The sequence below is a fragment of the Chryseobacterium sp. G0201 genome, assembly GCF_003815655.1.
Taxonomy (GTDB): Bacteria; Bacteroidota; Bacteroidia; order Flavobacteriales; family Weeksellaceae; genus Chryseobacterium.
The window spans coordinates 485549-504465 of record NZ_CP033917.1; the positions used below are offsets into that span (position 1 = coordinate 485549).

Here is an 18917-nt window from a genome sequence, read left to right on the forward strand (position 1 = left end):
AATGAGAACAAGATTATTTTACACATCGATAGGGATACTTTTTTTTGCAATAGTAAAATCCCAAGTTGGTATCGGTACTCCAAGTCCTTCCAACTCTGCAATTTTAGAATTAAACAGTTCTAATAAAGGACTTCTTATGAATACTGTTTCGCTTACTTCTTTAAACTCCGCTTCTCCAATGGGTAGCCATGTTGAAGGAATGTGGGTTTACAATACTGCAACCGCAGGAACTTCACCCAATAATGTAATTCCGGGATTATATTACAATGACGGAGCAAAATGGGTCTTAATGTCCATCAATGATAATCTTCCAAGAATCGGAGATATCAAATCCAGCGTTGTAACAACAGATCATGACGGATGGTATTTGTTGAACGGAAGAAATATCACCGCTTTACCGACTATTGGTCAGACAAACGCTTCTTCACTTGGATTTACCACTACTCTGCCCAACTCAAGCGACAGAATTTTGAAGGGTAAAAATACTTCAGAAGCACTGGCTGCCGTGGGAGGAAATAATTCTTACTCCATCACTCAGGCTAATTTGCCTAACCTCAATATTACAGGAACTACAGCTCAAAGTGGAGCCCACACCCATAATTACACCAATAGAGGTGTTAATTATTGGAATTATAATAGCGGAGGACAAAATACAACAAGAACAATCAACACAGAAACAAGAACAACAGGCGCTGCAGGAGATCATCAGCACACATTCTCTGTACCAAGTGGAGGAACTAATGTAGCTATCAATCAGTATCCAAAACATATGGTTGTTCAGAACTTCATTTATTTAGGAAAATAACCGAAAACACATCTATCAATGAAAAAATTAAATTATATTCTCTTACTTATAGCTTGCACTTTTACTCAGGCTCAAGTGATGATCACAGCTGGCACTACAGCAACACCTTCACCTAATAGAGATGCAGCTTTAGAATTATATTCACAAAACAGAAATAAAGGTTTATTAATGCCAAAAGTATCTTTAACGGCAACCAATAACCCTAGTCCGCTTCCCAGTCATATTGCAGGGATTACGGTTTATAATACAAATACTGCTACCGCAACGGCTCTCACAAGTGTAACACCCGGATTTTATTACAACGACGGAACTTCATGGAATAAACTTGAAGTACAGACTCCAACCGTAGGAGACATAAAACATAGCAGTACAGCAACCGATCATGAAGGATGGTATCTTTTAAACGGAAGATCAGTATCAACTTTGCCTTCTGTCGCACAAACGAACGCTACTTCTCTTGGATTTTCAACTGTTTTACCGGATAGTTCAAATAAATTTTTAAAGGCAAAATCAGCATCAGAAACATTAGGTACTACAAGTGGGAGTACTTCTGTTACCCTTGCAAGAGCTAATCTGCCAAATACAACTTATAATGCCACAACTACAAGTGACGGAGCCCATACTCACACGTATAATGACAGAGCAAGCGGTATTACAAACAGTATAGAAGTAGGAAGTAACAGAACCGTAGTTGATAACGATTCTGAAACATCAACAACATCCAGTGCAGGAGCTCACACGCACACGTATAATCTTTCTACAGGAGGATCAAGTACTCCATTGAATTTAACTCCTAAATACCTGTCAACGTATATTTTTGTTTATTTAGGACAATAAAATTAACGCTGTAAAAATTAGAATTAATTAACGTGAACTTCAATATAAAGATCCCAAATTGGGGTCTTTTTTGTTTTAGTTAAAAATTTAATAAAAAAATTATAAAATATTAAATTATACAATAATTAACAATAATCGTATTATATAATATTAGTATATCCCAACCAACAGTCAAAATATTAATTTAAATAAAAAATAAGCAAAAATAAAATTGCAAATTATAGCATTATGAAACCTTTTAAATCTAATAAAAATCACCATCTGGAGACATTTTATTTTCAACATAAAAAACACCTTTTAAATTATTAATAATCATAACATATAATATTTAAAAATAAAAAATCAGCCTAATTTTCATTCCAGATTATTAATATTCTATTGGCAGGAAGTTTGCTAAAGATTCATCACACAACAAAAAAAAATTACTTCGAGATGAACAAGATCATTTTCTTGCTTTCTGTAATGACCTGGGGCGTCATTACTGCACAAGTGGGTATTAATACCACAACTCCAAATGCAAGCTCAGCGCTAGACATAAACAGCACCACAAAAGGAGTTTTACTTCCAAGAATCAGCAATTTAACATCAATTACCACACCTGCAACAGGATTAGTGATTTTTGACACCAACAAAAAATGTATAAGCCAAAATGTCGGAACTCCGGCATCACCGGATTGGGTTTGTCTATCACCTTATGTAGCCAAATTTTTCTATATGCCAAGTGTAGTTTTTGACACATCGGTTATCAGTACAGGACAAACAAAAGACCTTTATACTTTATACAAAAACCAGTTTTCGAGTATTCCTGCTAATGCAAGAAGTACGTCTGCGCCGGCGGCTATTCCGTTTTTTCCAAATGCATCAGATATTCATTATTATGTGATAGCTTACGATAATACGGTATTTAAGATCAACAGCATCAGTGATTCCGGGATATTAAATTATGATGTTTTATCAAACGCAACTCCAGCCTCTTTCATCAACATCGTTTTTGCAGTAAAATAACGTAAGTAACTATGAAAAAGAATCTTAGAGGGCTCTCATTGATGAGCCTTATCTTTACGTTGCTTACAAACTTCATGTATGCACAGACGGATAGTACCGAAGTAGCAAGTATTTACGGGTTTTATTCCTATTCGAGTTCACTAATGAATGCTTCTTCGGCACCAGAGCTTTCAATACAGGGAAATGCTTCATACACTTTAACAGGAGTACAATTAACTCCTGCGAGCGCAAGCCAGTTCGGAGGACTATTTATTAACGGCCGAACTTTCACCTCAGTGAACGGTTTACATGTTGAATTTGAATATGATATGAAAGCAGGAACTTTGTTCAGTAGTTCTTATGGTGACGGCTTATCTTTTTTCTTATATGACGGATCTATAGCCAACCCAACACTTGGATCTGCCGGTGCAGGTTTGGGATACACTTATAATAGGGCAAAAAATGATTATTCATCATTTAGAAAAGCCGGTTTATCGGGTGCTTATCTCGGTATTGCCTTGGATGAATTTGGAAACTTTAAATCTAAACGTTTTCAGGGAGAATCCAGAGTAAACGGTATTTCAGGGGTGACATGGAGCCAAGCAGGAAGTCATGTAACTTTAAGAGGAGCAAAAGGAGCTGTAATTAATACAAACGGACTAGGAGACGGATATACAGGATATCCTGTGTTGGCGACACGTACTACATTAAGCAATTCTGGAACTGTCGGAAGAATATTACAGACAGACAGATCATATTTAGCAACAACAAATACGCTGCCTTCTGTTTTTGACCTTAGAAACGGAAATGGAGAGTTCAGGAAAGTATATCTGGATCTTATACCTCACTTTGTAACAACCACAACAACAGATGGTTTTGATATAAAGGTTGATATCCAGACTACACAAAACGGAACCCCCATCAATGTAATAAACTATTATCATTATAAAACCTCTGTCCCTTACAGTGAAAATGCAAACCCTTCACCAACAGACTTTAACAGTTCAGATACTGAAGGATCGGTCACAAACCAAACTTTAGACGCTACAGTTCCTTCGGTTTTAAAGTTGGGTTTTGCAGCATCTACAGGAGCGGCTTATCAGCAACATATCATCAGAAATGTGAAATTAACCCTTCCTTATTCGGCAGTTGCCAATGATGATGTAGTTTCTACTTGTAAAAATCAGGCTGTTGTTATTCCTGTTTTTAATAATGACATCGCTTACAAAGGTTCGATAAGCATTACAAATCCGCCAACAGGAAGTAAAGATAATATTGATTATTCAACATTCAGTTTTACAAAAAGCAGTGATACAGACCTTACATTATACCGTAAAAAAGTAACTCCACAAGGAATCTGGTCTTACAATAAAACGACTGGAATAGTGACCTTTACACCTTCAAGTGGTTTTACAGGAACAACATCGATAACTTATACCATGAAAGGAAGAACAGTAAAAGATTCAAACGGAAAAATCATTGAACCTTACGGAGACACAGCATACAGATCTGTTCCGGCAACAATTACTGTTAATTTGAAAACAACAGGCTGTATATCAGCTATAATATCAAACAAAATGGTAACCCAAACTATAAAATAATATTTTCAAATGGAACCGTGAGTCATTAAAAAAACTTGCGGTTTTTTATTTAATGTAATTTAATTTTAACAGGCAAAACCATAGAAATTTCTGTGGTTTTGTTTTATATTTGTTAGACAGTTTAATTCAAAAAAAAATCAAATATGAAATTCGGACAAGTAGAAGATCCTTCAAAAATAGATTTTACGTTACCAAAAGATCATCCCAGAACAAAGGAAATTTTAAGTCAAAACAAAAAAGGCTTAGAAAATATTTCTATCGGATGCGCAAAATGGAACAAAACAGATCTTAAAGGATTTTATCCTAAAGGAACAAAAGACGAATTAACGTATTACGCAACACAGTTCAATTCCATTGAATTAAATGCTACATTTTACGGGATGCCAACTCCTGAACAGGTTCTTACCTGGAAAGAAAAAACTCCGGAAAACTTTAAATTCTTCCCCAAGATCACCAATACTGTCTCTCACTTCAGAAGACTGATTGATGTTACAGATCCTGTGACTCAATTTGCAACTTCAGTCATGAATTTCGATGAAAAATTAGGAATGGTTTTTCTGCAACTTCATGATAATTTTAAACCAAAAGATTACGACAGGTTAGAAAAATTCGTAAAAGAATGGCCAAAAGAGGTTCCTCTCGCCATTGAACTAAGAAATACGGAATGGTTTACCGACGAAGACATTTTCAACACCACATGCGAGCTTTTTGAGGCTAATAATATCACGAACATCATTGTAGACACAGCTGGAAGAAGAGATATGCTCCATATGCGCCTTACAACACCAAACGCGTTCATAAGATATGTTGGAGCCAATGCCGAAAGTGATTATGAAAGACTGGACGATTGGATGAAGCATCTTACAAAATGGAAAAAAGAAGGCCTTCAAAATTTATACTTTTTTGTGCATCAAAATATCGAAAAAGCATCACCTCTATTATCCGCCTATTTCATCAATAAAATGAATGAAGAATGGAAAACCAATCTTCTACTTCCTAAAATGGCGACAGAAAATACAGCAACACTATTTTAAATCAACATTATTTATACGCAATCCGGAAGTAAAATATTAAAATAATTTGCAATTACATGACTTCTATAAAATAGATTTCATTATTATTCTATTTATAAAAAACATTAGTAAAAGCCTCTTTTATACGATAAAATTCATTAAATTGGAGAAGACAACACATTGAATGTTGACTCTCAAAATTAATGTTATGGAAAAAGAAATCTGTACAATCAGTATTGCCACTGCTTCGCTTGGTGATATGTATACTTTTTATAGTGATGGTACAATAAAAAGGGTTTATGACAACAACAGCCTTAGTACTGATGTAACCGAATGGCTGGATGCAACAGAGATAAGCAAACAGAACAAAGATAAATTAATCAAAAACTGTCCTGAGGAATTCAAAGAAAGTGTAATGCAGATCTTAGATTATCCTTAAGCTTTAAAAAACAAAAAAAATTATATAAATATCCATACTCAAATAAAACAAATCCCAACTTACGTTCTATAGCTTTATTTTTTCTTTCTCAATAACAAAACCAAATTCAGAAATAGTAAAAGAAAATCCAATGATACCCAAATTCCTAGTTTAATATTTTCATAATTATAAGCTTCAACCTGTTTCTTTGCTGTTTCGGAAAGCCTTACACTTTGATTGATATAATTCTGAACTTCAATGATTTGATCTATATTTTTATTAGGAACAGAATGTTGTGAAAAGTATACAAGATTTTTTTTGCCCAAATATCCTACGATCCAGTATTCATTAGATTTGTCCATTTTAAGATGTTCAATTCTGTAATACTCGGGACGGATCTTTCCTATATGTTTAGCTTCTAAAATTCCGTTTTGGTCAGGATCATTATTGTTGATCACATAAAAATCCAGTGTTTGAGGAAGTTTATTAACTACCTGCAAAGCCACAGAATCTTTCACAATTCCCACAGCACTTTTCTTGATAAACCAATAGGTGAAAATCGATATCGAAAAAACAACTGTTGCAATTCGGAAAATCTTCGCCCATTCAGCACCTTTCCCTTTTTTTATTTTTGATAAAATCAGAGAAATAATGGAAGCCAAAAAGATAACAAAAATGATTAAACCCATGTTGCAAAGATACTGATTTCGAAAGGTCTTTAAAAGAAGACTAATCTACATTCCACTCTTTATAAAACTGATCTAGAAATTTTAGCATAAAATCATGTCTTTCCTGAGCAATCTCTTTTCCTTTTTCCGTATTCATTAAGTCCTTCAAAAGCAATAGTTTTTCATAAAAATGGTTGATCGTTGTGCCGTTCGACTTTTTATATTCGTCTTTAGACATATTCAGTTGAGGCTTCATATCAGGATGATACATCAGATTATTTTTAAATCCACCAAAATTGAACGTTCTTCCAATCCCGATTGCTCCGATCGCATCGATACGGTCTGCATCCTGAACGATTTTAAGCTCAATAGGAAGATCTTTCGGAGCTTCACCTCTATTTTTAAACGAAATATTTTTGATAACAAATAAAACCTGCTCAATAATGTCTTCAGGAGTATTTTGATTCTCCAAAAACTCGCGGGAAACTTTTAAAGCTAAAGTTTCGTCACCATTATGAAATTTAGGATCTGCAATATCATGTAATAATGCTGAAAGCTCTACAACATCCTGGTTGCAGTGCTCATCCTGAGCTATTTTTTTAGAAAGTTTCCAGACTCTTTCAATGTGGAACCAGTCGTGGCCGGCTTCTGCTCCTTCCAATTTTTGTTTTACAAATTCTACTGTGTTATCTATTATATTTTTCATTGATCAATTAATTCATTTAAAATAATGTCCCAAAGTTTTTTATTAAAGCTTCTAAAGAAATTAACATGCCCTATTTCCCCCTTTTCCGATTCGGAAACCCTAACTAATCTGTAAGTTGGTTTAAGATTGGGGTAAGTATCATTCAAAAGACTTTTCACTCCTTTTTCCGTTAACCAAACATCATCTTCAGCCCGAATAACGAATACTTTCTGCGTTAAATTCTTAGAAAAATCATCAATTTTCTCTAATAAACCATTGGTTGATTTCTTGTTCAAAATTAAGGTTCTCCAGTCATAAGCGCAATTTTTTGGAAGACTTTCTCCCAAACCAAACCAATTTGCAGGGAAATAGCCTAATAAAGTGGTGGTTACAGGTTGCGCAATTCCGAAACCGAGATACGCTTCAATTTTTGTTCTGAATTTCAAATGTCCTACAAAAGCATTTTGAGTTCCGACAAAAATAAATTCTTTAAACATTTCAGAATCTTTATTCATTCCTAAAATCAAAGCCCCAACCGAATGTCCCAGACAATATTTTTCGTAATCAGAAAATTGGGTTTTGATATATTGTGTCAAAGTTTTATAATCTTCGGAGCCCCAAATTCTCATGGAAGCTTTAAATCCTTTCATATTTTTAGGCTTTGAAAGCCCGATTCCGCGATAATCATAAGTGATTACTGTAAATCCTTTTTCAGAAAAAAACTGTGCAAATGAAAAATAAATATGCTGTTTAACACCCGTTGCCGAATTGATAAGCAGGAATTTATTATTACTCTTTTCAGGCAAAAAAAGATGTGCTGTAAGTTCAATATTATCGTGAGTGTTAAGAATCAACTTCTCCATATTTTAAAACAAAAAATCCACTATAAAAGTGGAGATTTTATTGATATTTTTTATGTTAACTTTTCAGTTTTCGATATGTAGCAAATAGCTTTAAGAAAAGAAATCCGAAACTCTCGGTAATCCACTTTGTGAACCTTTCGTTACAGAAACTCTTGAAGAAACTTCATTCCCAAATTTCACACACTCTTCAATAGAATTCCCATGACACAATGCGATCGCAAATCCTGATGTGAAGGCATCTCCCATTCCCATTTTATAAACAGTTTCATCTTTATCGTTTCTGTAATACTTCATTTCTGTTCCATCAAAATAAATGGTAGAATTGGTATCATCTCTTACAAAAACTTTGTTGAAATATTTTTTAAGAATATCTTCTCTCTGATCTTCACCAAAGACAATGTGTAATTCGCTGCTTTTAGAAACAATAAAATCTACATTTTCCAGAAGTTCATCACTTAATCTCATTGCAGGAGATGCATATAAACCAACTTTTTTACCGTATTTCTTAGCTTTTCTGATTGAGTACTCTACAACTTCAAGAGAAACTTCAAGCTGAACAAGGATCAAATCAACGGTGTGAAAATATTTATCTGCCGCCTCAATATGCTCTATACTTAAACATTTATTGGCCGCGGGAACCACAACGATAGCTGCATCTCCACCGGAAGTTGTTACATAAGCTGTTCCCGTAGATTCTCTATCTGTTTCATAAACAAATCCCACGTTTACGCCCTCACCTACAAGGTTTCTCATGATTTGCTGACCAAGAGGATCCATCCCAACACAACCAACAAAATATACACTTGCCCCCAATCTTGCAGCACCAACTGCCTGATTAGCACCCTTGCCACCAAAATAACTGTCTGAATTAGTGGCTAAAACAGTTTCGTTTGGAATAGGAATCTTTTCGGTTTCTAAAATCAGATCTATTGAAGAACTGCCGACCACTATTATTTTGGGTTGTTCTGAGGAAAAATTCATTATGTGTTTTATATTAATTTAATATGTTTTATATTAACTTCAAATTTATAATAAGGAAACTCTGTTTCAAAAATAATTAACTTTAATTAACTAATTTCTATAAATTCAGTAATTATCTTTACAGGATTATTATTTTTATCATAACCAATATAGCTTGCATAAAAACCTTCACCATAACCCGTTTCAAAACCAAAAATAGTTCCCGGATGGTCTTCTGACGGCTTTAAAAATGCATATTGATCAATAGCGCCATTTTCATCAAAGAAATAATCATGAAAGAATTCTTCATAAATTCCCATGAAATCTACTCCTTTGCTATGATATAATTTTTTTTCCAGCTTATCAAGACTTTCCTGAGTATCTACATCCATAAAACAGCCCATGCCGCTTTCAGCTGGATACCCAAAAACCTCTCCTTCTGCCAGATCTTTTACATTTTGATCGGCTGTTGTGGCCAATTTCCAATCTGTGATCTCAGAATTAGCGAAAATAATCTCGGCATACGCTACACAATTACTCTCTCTTTCTTTATGTAATAAAACAGAAAAATCTCCTTTCGGAAATTCTGTAGAAAAAGGCTGCATATCATTAGTAATCAAAGGATCACAAGCAACCAATTTTCCGCTGGAAAGATAGATCTTTCCAACTTCAAAGCTCTCTAATAACGGACTTTCTACAAAGTCCTTTGAGAATAGCTTTTTTATGTTTTCTATATGTGTCATTTCAATCTTGAAATATATTTAAAAATTGCCAGACTTAGATATAACTCAGCCTGACAATTTTCATACTTGTTTTATATTTAATTATAAACTTTTCAGTTTCTCTTCCAGAATTGCAATTTTGTCCTGCGCATCTTTTTGTTTCTTACGCTCACTTTCTACAACTTCAGGTTTTGCATTGGCAACAAACTTTTCATTAGAAAGCTTTTTATCAACAGAAATTAAAAATCCTTTCAAATATTTTAATTCTTCTTCTGTCTTGATTTTTTCTTCTCCTAAATCTAAGTTATCACTTAAAGGAATTGAAACTTCCGTTGATCCTACTAAGAATGTAAAACTAGGTTTATCCGTTTTTGTTCCAAAATGGATCTCAGAAACGTTTGCTAATTTCTTAATCACCGCTTCGTTAGCAAATTCTGAAGCATTTGTATAAATTTCAGCGCCTTCTTTTGGAGAAATTCCTTTTGTCTGACGGTAATTTCTTACTCCAGAGATAATTTCTTCCGCAGTTTCAAAGTTTTTAATAATATCTTCTTTAAACGTTTCCGCCTTTTTTTGCTGAGAAATAATTAATGCCTCTTCAATATTTCTATCCGAGATCAATTGCCAGATTTCTTCTGACTGGAAAGGCATGAATGGATGAACCAATTTCATTAATTCCTCAAAAAGTGTAACTGTTTTATTATAAACTTCTTTAGAAATTCCTTCTCCATAGTTTGGTTTGATCGCTTCCAGATACCAACCGCAGAAATCGTCCCAAATTAATTTATAGATCAAATGCAATGCATCAGAAATTCTGAATTTCTCGAATTGCTGATCGATCTCTACAATAGTTTTGTTTAATTTATTTTCAAACCATTCGATAGCTTGTTTGTCGGCAACGTTTGCAGGTTTATCTTCATGATTCCACATGTTGATCAATCGGAAAGCACTCCAAATTTTCGTCATGAAATTTCTTCCCTGAAGCATTAGATCTTCATCAAAAAGAAGATCATTTCCTGCCGCTGAACTTAATAAAATACCAACACGAACGCCATCAGCACCATATTTATCCATCAATTCTAATGGATCTGGTGAATTTCCTAAAGATTTTGACATCTTTCTTCTCTGCTTATCTCTTACAATACCCGTAAAATAAACATTTTTGAACGGAACTTCTTTTCTGTATTCCAATCCTGCCATGATCATTCTTGCAACCCAGAAGAAAATAATATCCGGACCAGTTACCAAGTCAGAAGTTGGATAATAATAATTGATATCCTTATTTTCAGGATCATTCAAACCATCGAAAACAGACATTGGCCACAACCAAGATGAGAACCATGTATCAAGAGCGTCTTCGTCTTGTTTTAAGTTGCTGGTTGTTAGTTGTTGGTTGCTAGTTTTTTGCTTCGCAAGTTCTAAAGCTTCTTCGATGTTTTCTGCAACTACGAAGTCGTTTTCTCCATCACCGTAATAGAATGCAGGAATTTGTTGTCCCCACCAAAGCTGACGGGAAATATTCCAGTCGCGGATGTTTTCCATCCAGTGTTTGTAGGTATTTTTAAACTTTTCAGGATAAAATTTAACCTCATCATCCATTACTACATCCAAAGCCGGTTTAGCAATATCAGACATTTTTAAAAACCATTGAACAGAAACCTTAGGCTCAATAACTGCGCCTGTTCTTTCTGAAGTTCCCACTTTATTTACGTAGTCTTCTGCCTTCAACAAAAGATCTTTTTCTTCTAATTCTTTTGCGATCTGCTTTCTTACGTCAAATCTGTTTTTTCCTGCGTAATGTAAACCGTGATCATTTAAGTTTCCGTCATCATCCAAAGAATCAATCATTTGAAGATTGTGCTTTTGTCCGATCTCGTAGTCATTGATGTCATGAGCCGGAGTAATTTTCAAAGCACCTGTTCCGAATTCAATATCAACATAATCGTCTTCAATAATTGGAACGACTCTGTTTACGATCGGTACAATTACATTTTTACCTTTTAAATGAGCATATCTCTCATCATTAGGGTTGATACAAACAGCAGTATCTCCGAAAATCGTTTCAGGACGCGTTGTAGCAACCGAAAGGAATTCTTCAGTTCCTTCGATTTTATATTTTAGGAAATATAATTTTCCGTTTTGTTCTTTAAAAATAACTTCTTCGTCAGAAATATTGGTTTTCGCTTCCGGATCCCAGTTTACCATTCTGTATCCTCTATAAATAAGTCCTTTATTATATAGATCAACAAAACTTTTAATTACCTGCTGAGAAAGAGACTCTTCCATTGTGAAGCGGGTTCTGTCCCAATCGCATGAACAACCTAGTTTTTTTAACTGCTCAAGGATTGTTCCTCCGTATTTATCTGTCCATTCCCAAGCGTGTTTTAAAAATTCTTCGCGGGTAATGTCTGATTTATTAATTCCTTCTGATTTCAGTTTGGCAACAACCTTAGCTTCTGTAGCAATTGAGGCGTGGTCTGTTCCCGGAACCCAGCAAGCATTAAAGCCCTGCATCCTTGCACGACGGACCAGAACATCCTGAATGGTATTATTCAACATATGACCCATATGTAAGATCCCCGTAACGTTTGGTGGAGGAATTACAATAGTATATGGTGGTTTTTCATTGGGCTCTGAGTGGAAATATTTGTTTTCCAACCAGTAGTTGTACCATTTTTGTTCTGTTTCCTGTGGATTATATTTTTCTGAAATCTGCATAAATTCTATTTCTTTGGCTTACAATTTGCAAAAATAGTCTAAAGAAAAAAAATTTTGAGTATGAATTAAAATAATTTTTAACTTTGTTTCTCAAAATTTATCTAACAAACATATTAACATTCAAGAATATGAAAAAATTAATTGCAGGAATTGCACTATTTGGAACATTTGCTCTTGCATCTGCACAGACTATCACTTTTGATAAAACTACTTTTGACTACGGTACTGTAAAGCCTAGTTCTGACGGTATTAGATTCTTTACTGTAACGAACACTGGTGATAAGCCTCTTGTTCTTTCTAATGTAAAAGCTTCTTGCGGATGTACAACTCCTGAGTTCAGCACTGATCCTATTATGCCAGGAAAATCTGCTAAAATCAAAGTTGGATACAACACAGCGATCAACGGAGGATTCAACAAAATGATTGAAGTTTTCTCTAACGACCCTGCAAATAGCAGAAGTGTAATCTACATCAAAGGAACAGTTGATGCTAATGCACCTGATGTTGTAGTAACTCCGGCTAAAATGGAAACTCCAGCTGATGCTAAGGCTGCTAAGAAAGCTGCTAAAGCTGCAAAAAAAGTAGCTGCTGCGAAGTAAGCTCTACTCAAAAAAATAAGAAACCGTCTCCATGGAGGCGGTTTTTTTGTTATATTTAATTAAGCTTAGTTGATGGTTGATTGTTTTGAGTTGATAGATTACGACTCAAGCGGAATTTAGATGTAATTTAATCTTTTAATAACTATAAAAAATATGGACACCAATTTCTCAGACGACTTCCTGGTAAAAGGAAAATTTTCAATAAAAAAAACTTCAACAGAATATAAAGGAAAACTGACTAAAGAAGAGGGAGTACAATTATTAATTGAGGAAAAAGAAAAGCTTCGTGAGCTTCAGGAAAAATTATATGCAGACGGAAGCAAGTCTCTTTTGGTAGTACTTCAGGCAATGGATGCAGCCGGAAAAGACAGCTTAATTGAACATGTTTTCGGGGGAGTGAATCCTCAAGGTTGTAATGTGACAAGCTTTAAAACACCAAGTTCAAAAGAATATTCACATGATTTTTTGTGGAGACATTATTTGGCTCTTCCTCAAAAAGGGATGATCGGGATCTTTAACCGTTCGCATTATGAAAGTGTTTTAGTTTGTAAAGTTCATCCTGAATATAATTTAAGCGAAAAAACATGGGATTCTGTGAAAGATTTTGATGATAAATTCTGGGCAAACAGGTATGAAAGCATCAGAAATTTCGAGAAACATCTTGCTCAAAACGGAACAACCATCGTTAAAATATTTTTAAATGTTTCTAAAGACGAACAAAAGAAAAGACTTATAGACAGAATCGACGAGCAGGAAAAAAACTGGAAATTCTCAGGAGCCGACCTTCCGGAAAGAGCGTTATTTGATAAATACATGGAAAATTATGAAACGGCTATCAACGAAACCAATAAAGATCTAGCGCCTTGGTATGTGCTTCCCGCAGATAATAAATGGTTTGCAAGAGTAGCTGCGATACAGATCATTATCGATACTTTAGAAAAAATGGATTTGAAATTTCCTCAGCTTTCAAAGGAAGACAAAGCAGGTTTGCAAGAAGCGAAAAAGCAATTGGAGAGTGAATAAATTTTGATGGAAGATGGGAGCTTGAAGATGGATGTTTTTAACGCAATAATTTTAAACCTCCATATTCGAGCCCCTAACTTTCGTCTTTAAAAAAATCACGAGAAAATCTATAAGCCGGATTTTGTACTTCCGAAGAAGTGCCTGTTATTTATCTACGTCGTACATTACTGCAAAACTTGAGCTGATTACCCCTCGGCTTTCAGAGCGAGCCGCTCCTATTTCCATTACTGAAAAGAACCGATATACTTACCATTGCACCGCAAAGAGTTTACCTGGTTTCACTACAGCCGAACTGTACATACTTTCTGTTGCACTTGTCCTACCCTCACGGGTGACGGATGTTATCCGCTTTGCTGCTCTATGGTGTCCGGACTTTCCTACCCTTACCGAAATAAGAATCAACAAGCCGACTTTCTCGTGGCTGCAAAGATACAAATTAGTTATGAGTTGAAAGTTATAAGTTATGAGTCTTACAAATCTTCACTAAAAACTTATAACTCATAATTTATACTTTATAACCTTCAACAATTCCTACATTATTATTATCTTCGTGAATTATTACACATCCATTTTGATATCCAGAGAAAAAGAATTTGCGCAATTGATAAAAGATAATCAGGGCTTGATTATCAAGGTTTCGCGTCTTTATACGAACTCTCTGGAAGATGAGGAGGATCTTTTCCAGGAGATTGTTTTACAGCTTTGGAGAAGCTATGATTCTTTTAAAGGAAATTCTAAAATTTCTACCTGGATGTATCGTGTAGCCCTGAATACAGCTATTACCCTTTTCAGAAAAAAAAGCAAAAGTCTGCCTACTAATGAATTAGACATCAATCACAGAGATTTTATCGAAGATGATGATGATAAACATCAACAGGTATCACTTTTGTATACAGTAATAAAGACGCTTCCCAATGTGGAAAGAGCGATTGTTACTATGTATCTGGATGATTTGCCTTACAAGGATATTGCAGAAAACCTCGGGATTACCGAAGTAAATGCGCGTGTGAAAATGAACAGATTAAAGAAAACCCTTAAAGAACAGATGGAAAAATATGCCTGAATTTGATTTAGACAGCTTTAAGAAAACATGGCAGGAACAACCTGTTCAGCAGAAATACGACAATAACGAGATCCTTAAGATGTTGAACAGAAAATCACGTAATTATGTGAAGTATATTTTCTGGATCAGTGTTTTCGAATTTTTACTTTTTTCTGTGATGGGATTATTTTACTTCTTTCAGGGAGAAGAAACTAATGGTTTTTTAAATGTTTTAGAAAAATTAGGGGCAAAAAAAACACCTGAAGTAGAAAATAATTTTGATAATATTTATTTAGGCTTAAAAATATTAAGCTTATTAGTTACAGCTTATTTCGTTTATAAATTTTATCAGAATTACCGTAAGATAAAGATCGAAGAAAACCTGAAAGGTCTCATTACCAGAATTATTAAATTTAAAAAAACCGTTAATGCATTTATTCTGATAAGCATTCTTTTATTGGTTGCATTCACTTCAATTTTCACCGTTTTTGTATTTTATGCTTTAAATTCTCAAAATATTGAGCCTGCTAATTCGGCTGTTACTATTTTCGTCATTGGAATTACCTTGAGTACCGGACTTTGCGTACTGCTGATCTGGCTATACTACAGATTGGTTTACGGAATCATCATGAGGAAGCTCGATAAAAATTTAAAACAATTAAAAGATATTGATTCTGAGCAAGATTAATATTTTTTACACTTATAAATAAAAAAAGCATTTCAATTTGAAATGCTTTTTTGTTTAATACAAACTTTAGTTATTTAAACAAAAAAATGCTCAGAAAAATCTGAGCATTTTATATATTCTATAGAATTTTATAATTCTTTTCTTAATCTGGCAACAGGAATATTCAGCTGTTCTCTGTATTTTGCAATGGTTCTTCTTGCAATATTATAGCCTTGTTCTTTTAAGATAACAACTAAAGCATCATCGGTAAGAGGTTTTCTTTTATTCTCTTTGCTGATCACCTCCTGAAGATGATTTTTAATCTCTTTTGTTGAAACTTCTTCTCCATCATCATTCGTTAAACTATCCGAGAATAGATCTTTAAGATACAGAATACCGTTGGAAGTATCTGCATATTTGCTTTTTACCACTCTTGAAATGGTAGAAATATCAAAACCTGTAATATCGGCAATATCCTTTAGAATCATTGGTCTCAAAGACTTTTCGTCTCCGGTAATGAAATAATCTTTCTGGAATTTAACGATAGCCGTAATAGTCTGTAATAAGGTATTCTGACGTTGATTGATCGCATCAATATACCATTTTGCAGCATCTAGCTTTTGTTTGATAAATAAAGCTGCCTGCTTATGCTCAGAAGAGTTTTTATCGTGAGAATACGTTGTTAAAATATCTTTATATTCTTCAGAAACTCTTAAAGTTGGAGCATTTTTACTGTTCAACATTGGGATAACCATTCCATCCTTCACCTGAATGACAAAATCTGGAATAATTTCCTGATTGATCGTAATCGTCTGAGTATCAAAATTCCCTCCTACTTTTGGAGATAACTTGGAAATCTCTTCCAATGCATCCTTTAAATCCTCTTCATCAATATCATATTTCTGAATGATTTTGTTGTAGTGTTTATTCGTCAAGGCATCGAACTGATGTCTCAAAATATTGGCTGCCAAAGAAACCGCTTTATCAGAGCTTACTTTTTTCTCGATCTGCAACAATAAACATTCCTGCAAACCTCTTGCCCCAACACCAGGCGGATCTAATTTCTGAACGTAGTTTTCAAGAACATCATCCACTTTCTCTTTGGTTGTATAAATACCCTGAGAAAAGGCAAGATCGTCCACAATTGCTTTGATCTCTCGTCTTAAATATCCGTCTGTATCTAGGTTTCCGATAATATATTCGGCAATTTTTACGTCTTCTTCATTAATATTGGCAAGATGAATCTGCTCCAATAAATAATCATATAAAGACTGGCCTTCCGTTAAAAGGCTTTCGTTATCAAATTCTTCATCATCTGCAGAATAGTTGCTTGAAGCTGTTTTATAAGTAGGCTCATCATCGTAAAGATAATCGTTAACATCAAAATCAGTTTCAATGCTTTCCGTACCCTCATTTTCATAAGCGTCCTCCAAAGAAGCATAATCATCTTCCTTAGATTCTTCTTTAGCGATTTCCAACGCTGGATTTTCCTCTAACTCTCTCTCCAATTCCTCTTCAAACTCCAATGTATGAAGCTGAATAAGCTTCATCAACTGAATCTGCTGAGGCGCTAACTTCTGTCCTAATTTGAGTTGTAAGTGTTGTCTAAGCATATTAGTATTTGTGTTTTAACATAACATATTCTACGAATTTAAATAAATTTATTCGACAAAAAAAGCATTTAGCACGATTTTTGCATTACATGTGGTACCTAATAAGCTATTTAAAAATAAAAAAAGCCTTAAATTTTACTTTAAGGCTTTTTTATTTATCTAAAATTCAGCATTTTTCGGTGTTCTCGGGAAAGGAATCACATCTCTGATGTTGGTCATCCCTGTTACGAAAAGAACCAGTCTTTCCAATCCTAATCCAAACCCTGCATGCGGAACAGAACCGAATTTTCTGGTATCTAAATACCACCAAAGTTCGTGCTCATCTACATGCATTTCTGCCATTTTTTGTTTTAATACATCTAATCTCGCTTCTCTTTCTGAACCTCCGATAATTTCTCCGATTCCCGGGAAAAGAACGTCCATTGCAGCAACGGTTTTGTTATCATCATTCAGCTTCATGTAGAATGCTTTGATATCTTTTGGATAATCAAATAAAACTACAGGGCACTCGAAGTGTTTTTCAACTAAAAATCTTTCGTGCTCAGATTGAAGATCAGTTCCCCAATTTTCAACCGGATACTGGAACTTCCCTTTCTTATTTTCTTTTGAGTTCATTAAGATCTCAATAGCTTCTGTATAACTTACACGTTTGAAACGCTTAGCAATAACATTTTCTAATTTTTCAATAAGACCTTCTTTTGCTCTGTCTTTTTCCGGTTTTGATTTCTGTTCTTCGGCAAAACGCTTGTCTAGGAAGTCAAGATCATCTTTACAGTTATCTAAAACATATTGAATAACATATTTCAAGAAATCTTCTGCTAAGTCGATGTTATCTTCAAGGTTGTTGAAGGCAACTTCCGGCTCAACCATCCAGAATTCTGCAAGGTGACGCGTTGTGTTTGAGTTTTCAGCACGGAAAGTAGGTCCGAAAGTATAAATTCTTCCCAATCCCATTGCTGCAGTTTCTCCTTCAAGTTGACCAGAAACCGTTAAATTTGTTTTTTTACCAAAGAAATCCTGAGCGAAATCAATATCTCCCTGTTCGTCTCTTGGAATATTATTAAGATCAAAGTTGGTTACCCCAAACATTTCTCCAGCTCCTTCTGCATCAGCTCCTGTGATTACAGGTGTATTGATATAAAAGAATTGGTTTTTGTTAAAGAAAGAATGCACCGCAAAACTCACTGCGTGACGTACTCTGAAAACAGCACCAAATAAATTAGTTCTGAATCTCAAATGCGCCTGATCTCTCAATGTTTCTAATGAGTGTTTTTTAGGCTGAAGAATGGTTTTGTCTCTTTCTTCTGTGAAGTTATCCCCTAAAATGATAATCTTTTTAGCTACAATTTCCACCGCTTGCCCTGCTCCTTGGCTCTCTACAACTTCACCAACAATTTTTAAAGAAGATGCCGTACTGATTTTACTGATAATTTCTTCGTCAAAATTTTCGAAATCAACAACTATCTGCAAATTATTAATCGTAGAACCATCATTAAGTGCAATAAAGCGATTCGCACGGAAAGTTCTTACCCAACCGTAAACTGTAATGTCATGATGTAATACCTTTTTGTAATCCTGTAGGATTTCTTTAATTGTTTGCTTTTTCATTTGTTGACTATAAATTTTTATATAAAAATTAACGTCCGCAAAGTTACAAAAAAACAGCGCAACTTGAATATTACGCTGTCTTTTTAAAAAA

The 18917-nt window shown here is 34.5% G+C and carries 18 protein-coding genes and 1 other RNA gene; 10 read left to right on the forward strand and 9 right to left on the reverse strand.

Annotated features, from left to right (window positions below):
* Position 1: 1 nt before the first annotated feature.
* The 6 genes from EG348_RS02130 to EG348_RS02155 all read left to right on the forward strand — a co-directional run bounded on the left by EG348_RS02130 (position 2) and on the right by EG348_RS02155 (position 5679).
* Positions 2-805, forward strand: a complete 804-nt coding sequence (locus EG348_RS02130) for a hypothetical protein (protein WP_123980253.1) — start codon at positions 2-4, stop codon at positions 803-805.
* Positions 806-823: 18 nt separating this feature from the next.
* Positions 824-1642 carry a hypothetical protein gene (locus EG348_RS02135; protein ID WP_123980255.1) on the forward strand — a complete coding sequence of 273 codons (819 nt, stop codon included), beginning with the start codon at positions 824-826 and terminating at the stop codon, positions 1640-1642.
* 432 nt (positions 1643-2074) lie between these two features.
* Complete coding sequence (locus tag EG348_RS02140) at positions 2075-2647, forward strand: hypothetical protein (protein WP_123980257.1); 573 nt, start codon at positions 2075-2077, stop codon at positions 2645-2647.
* Positions 2648-2658: 11 nt separating this feature from the next.
* Complete coding sequence (locus EG348_RS02145; protein WP_123980260.1) at positions 2659-4227, forward strand: hypothetical protein; 1569 nt, start codon at positions 2659-2661, stop codon at positions 4225-4227.
* 143 nt (positions 4228-4370) lie between these two features.
* Positions 4371-5261: a DUF72 domain-containing protein gene (locus tag EG348_RS02150; protein WP_123980262.1), complete on the forward strand. Its 891-nt coding sequence runs from the start codon at positions 4371-4373 to the stop codon at positions 5259-5261.
* 187 nt (positions 5262-5448) lie between these two features.
* On the forward strand, positions 5449-5679 hold the full coding sequence (locus EG348_RS02155) for a hypothetical protein (RefSeq protein WP_123980264.1): 231 nt from the start codon (positions 5449-5451) through the stop codon (positions 5677-5679).
* Between the two features lie 74 nt (positions 5680-5753).
* Here EG348_RS02155 and EG348_RS02160 read toward each other — a convergent pair whose 3' ends face one another.
* The 6 genes from EG348_RS02160 to EG348_RS02185 form a co-directional block, all read right to left on the reverse strand.
* Entirely contained in the window at positions 5754-6347 is a 594-nt protein-coding gene (locus EG348_RS02160; RefSeq protein ID WP_123980266.1) for a hypothetical protein, read from the reverse strand.
* A 40-nt stretch (positions 6348-6387) separates the two neighbouring features.
* Complete coding sequence (locus tag EG348_RS02165) at positions 6388-7032, reverse strand: HD domain-containing protein (protein WP_123980268.1); 645 nt, start codon at positions 7030-7032, stop codon at positions 6388-6390.
* A complete protein-coding gene (locus tag EG348_RS02170) occupies positions 7029-7874 on the reverse strand; it encodes a serine aminopeptidase domain-containing protein (RefSeq protein ID WP_123980270.1) in 846 nt (281 codons plus the stop codon). The genes EG348_RS02165 and EG348_RS02170 overlap by 4 nt, the downstream gene beginning before the upstream one ends.
* Before the next feature lie 90 nt (positions 7875-7964).
* Positions 7965-8855 carry a ribokinase gene (locus tag EG348_RS02175; RefSeq protein WP_123980272.1) on the reverse strand — a complete coding sequence of 297 codons (891 nt, stop codon included), beginning with the start codon at positions 8853-8855 and terminating at the stop codon, positions 7965-7967.
* 86 nt (positions 8856-8941) lie between these two features.
* Positions 8942-9577 carry a DUF4241 domain-containing protein gene (locus tag EG348_RS02180; RefSeq protein WP_123980274.1) on the reverse strand — a complete coding sequence of 212 codons (636 nt, stop codon included), beginning with the start codon at positions 9575-9577 and terminating at the stop codon, positions 8942-8944.
* Positions 9578-9658: 81 nt separating this feature from the next.
* Positions 9659-12274, reverse strand: a complete 2616-nt coding sequence (locus tag EG348_RS02185) for a valine--tRNA ligase (RefSeq protein ID WP_123980276.1) — start codon at positions 12272-12274, stop codon at positions 9659-9661.
* A 128-nt stretch (positions 12275-12402) separates the two neighbouring features.
* Between EG348_RS02185 and EG348_RS02190 the strand changes: the two genes are divergently transcribed.
* Positions 12403-12873 (forward strand): DUF1573 domain-containing protein, encoded by a 471-nt coding sequence (locus EG348_RS02190; RefSeq protein ID WP_123980278.1) that lies wholly within the window; start codon positions 12403-12405, stop codon positions 12871-12873.
* A gap of 153 nt (positions 12874-13026) precedes the next feature.
* Positions 13027-13896 (forward strand): PPK2 family polyphosphate kinase, encoded by an 870-nt coding sequence (locus tag EG348_RS02195; protein ID WP_123980280.1) that lies wholly within the window; start codon positions 13027-13029, stop codon positions 13894-13896.
* A gap of 94 nt (positions 13897-13990) precedes the next feature.
* Here the strand turns inward: EG348_RS02195 and rnpB are convergent.
* Positions 13991-14314: RNase P RNA component class A (gene rnpB / locus EG348_RS02200), an RNA gene on the reverse strand.
* 153 nt (positions 14315-14467) lie between these two features.
* On the opposite strand from rnpB, the gene EG348_RS02205 reads away from it, so the two are divergent.
* Complete coding sequence (locus EG348_RS02205; protein WP_123984999.1) at positions 14468-14959, forward strand: RNA polymerase sigma factor; 492 nt, start codon at positions 14468-14470, stop codon at positions 14957-14959.
* Complete coding sequence (locus tag EG348_RS02210) at positions 14952-15626, forward strand: beta-carotene 15,15'-monooxygenase (protein WP_123980282.1); 675 nt, start codon at positions 14952-14954, stop codon at positions 15624-15626. The genes EG348_RS02205 and EG348_RS02210 overlap by 8 nt, the downstream gene beginning before the upstream one ends.
* A 128-nt stretch (positions 15627-15754) precedes the next feature.
* Here the strand turns inward: EG348_RS02210 and rpoN are convergent, their stop codons facing one another.
* Positions 15755-17218: an RNA polymerase factor sigma-54 gene (gene rpoN, locus EG348_RS02215; protein WP_072407926.1), complete on the reverse strand. Its 1464-nt coding sequence runs from the start codon at positions 17216-17218 to the stop codon at positions 15755-15757.
* 159 nt (positions 17219-17377) lie between these two features.
* The gene (asnS, locus tag EG348_RS02220; RefSeq protein ID WP_123980284.1) at positions 17378-18826 is read right to left on the reverse strand and encodes an asparagine--tRNA ligase; all 1449 of its coding nucleotides are present in this window, start codon (positions 18824-18826) and stop codon (positions 17378-17380) included.
* Positions 18827-18917 lie beyond the last annotated feature (91 nt).

What these genes read in the sequence shown, in the direction of transcription:
- EG348_RS02145 (WP_123980260.1), top strand. Translation starts at nt 2,659, where the DNA reads ATGAAAAAGAATCTTAGAGGGCTCTCATTGATGAGCCTTATCTTTACG.
- EG348_RS02190 (WP_123980278.1), top strand. Translation starts at nt 12,403, where the DNA reads ATGAAAAAATTAATTGCAGGAATTGCACTATTTGGAACATTTGCTCTT.
- EG348_RS02135 (WP_123980255.1), top strand. Translation starts at nt 824, where the DNA reads ATGAAAAAATTAAATTATATTCTCTTACTTATAGCTTGCACTTTTACT.
- asnS (WP_123980284.1), bottom strand. Translation starts at nt 18,826, where the DNA reads ATGAAAAAGCAAACAATTAAAGAAATCCTACAGGATTACAAAAAGGTA.
- EG348_RS02195 (WP_123980280.1), top strand. Translation starts at nt 13,027, where the DNA reads ATGGACACCAATTTCTCAGACGACTTCCTGGTAAAAGGAAAATTTTCA.
- EG348_RS02185 (WP_123980276.1), bottom strand. Translation starts at nt 12,274, where the DNA reads ATGCAGATTTCAGAAAAATATAATCCACAGGAAACAGAACAAAAATGG.
- EG348_RS02170 (WP_123980270.1), bottom strand. Translation starts at nt 7,874, where the DNA reads ATGGAGAAGTTGATTCTTAACACTCACGATAATATTGAACTTACAGCA.
- EG348_RS02210 (WP_123980282.1), top strand. Translation starts at nt 14,952, where the DNA reads ATGCCTGAATTTGATTTAGACAGCTTTAAGAAAACATGGCAGGAACAA.
- EG348_RS02150 (WP_123980262.1), top strand. Translation starts at nt 4,371, where the DNA reads ATGAAATTCGGACAAGTAGAAGATCCTTCAAAAATAGATTTTACGTTA.
- rpoN (WP_072407926.1), bottom strand. Translation starts at nt 17,218, where the DNA reads ATGCTTAGACAACACTTACAACTCAAATTAGGACAGAAGTTAGCGCCT.
- EG348_RS02165 (WP_123980268.1), bottom strand. Translation starts at nt 7,032, where the DNA reads ATGAAAAATATAATAGATAACACAGTAGAATTTGTAAAACAAAAATTG.
- EG348_RS02180 (WP_123980274.1), bottom strand. Translation starts at nt 9,577, where the DNA reads ATGACACATATAGAAAACATAAAAAAGCTATTCTCAAAGGACTTTGTA.
- EG348_RS02175 (WP_123980272.1), bottom strand. Translation starts at nt 8,855, where the DNA reads ATGAATTTTTCCTCAGAACAACCCAAAATAATAGTGGTCGGCAGTTCT.
- EG348_RS02140 (WP_123980257.1), top strand. Translation starts at nt 2,075, where the DNA reads ATGAACAAGATCATTTTCTTGCTTTCTGTAATGACCTGGGGCGTCATT.
- EG348_RS02160 (WP_123980266.1), bottom strand. Translation starts at nt 6,347, where the DNA reads ATGGGTTTAATCATTTTTGTTATCTTTTTGGCTTCCATTATTTCTCTG.
- EG348_RS02130 (WP_123980253.1), top strand. Translation starts at nt 2, where the DNA reads ATGAGAACAAGATTATTTTACACATCGATAGGGATACTTTTTTTTGCA.
- EG348_RS02155 (WP_123980264.1), top strand. Translation starts at nt 5,449, where the DNA reads ATGGAAAAAGAAATCTGTACAATCAGTATTGCCACTGCTTCGCTTGGT.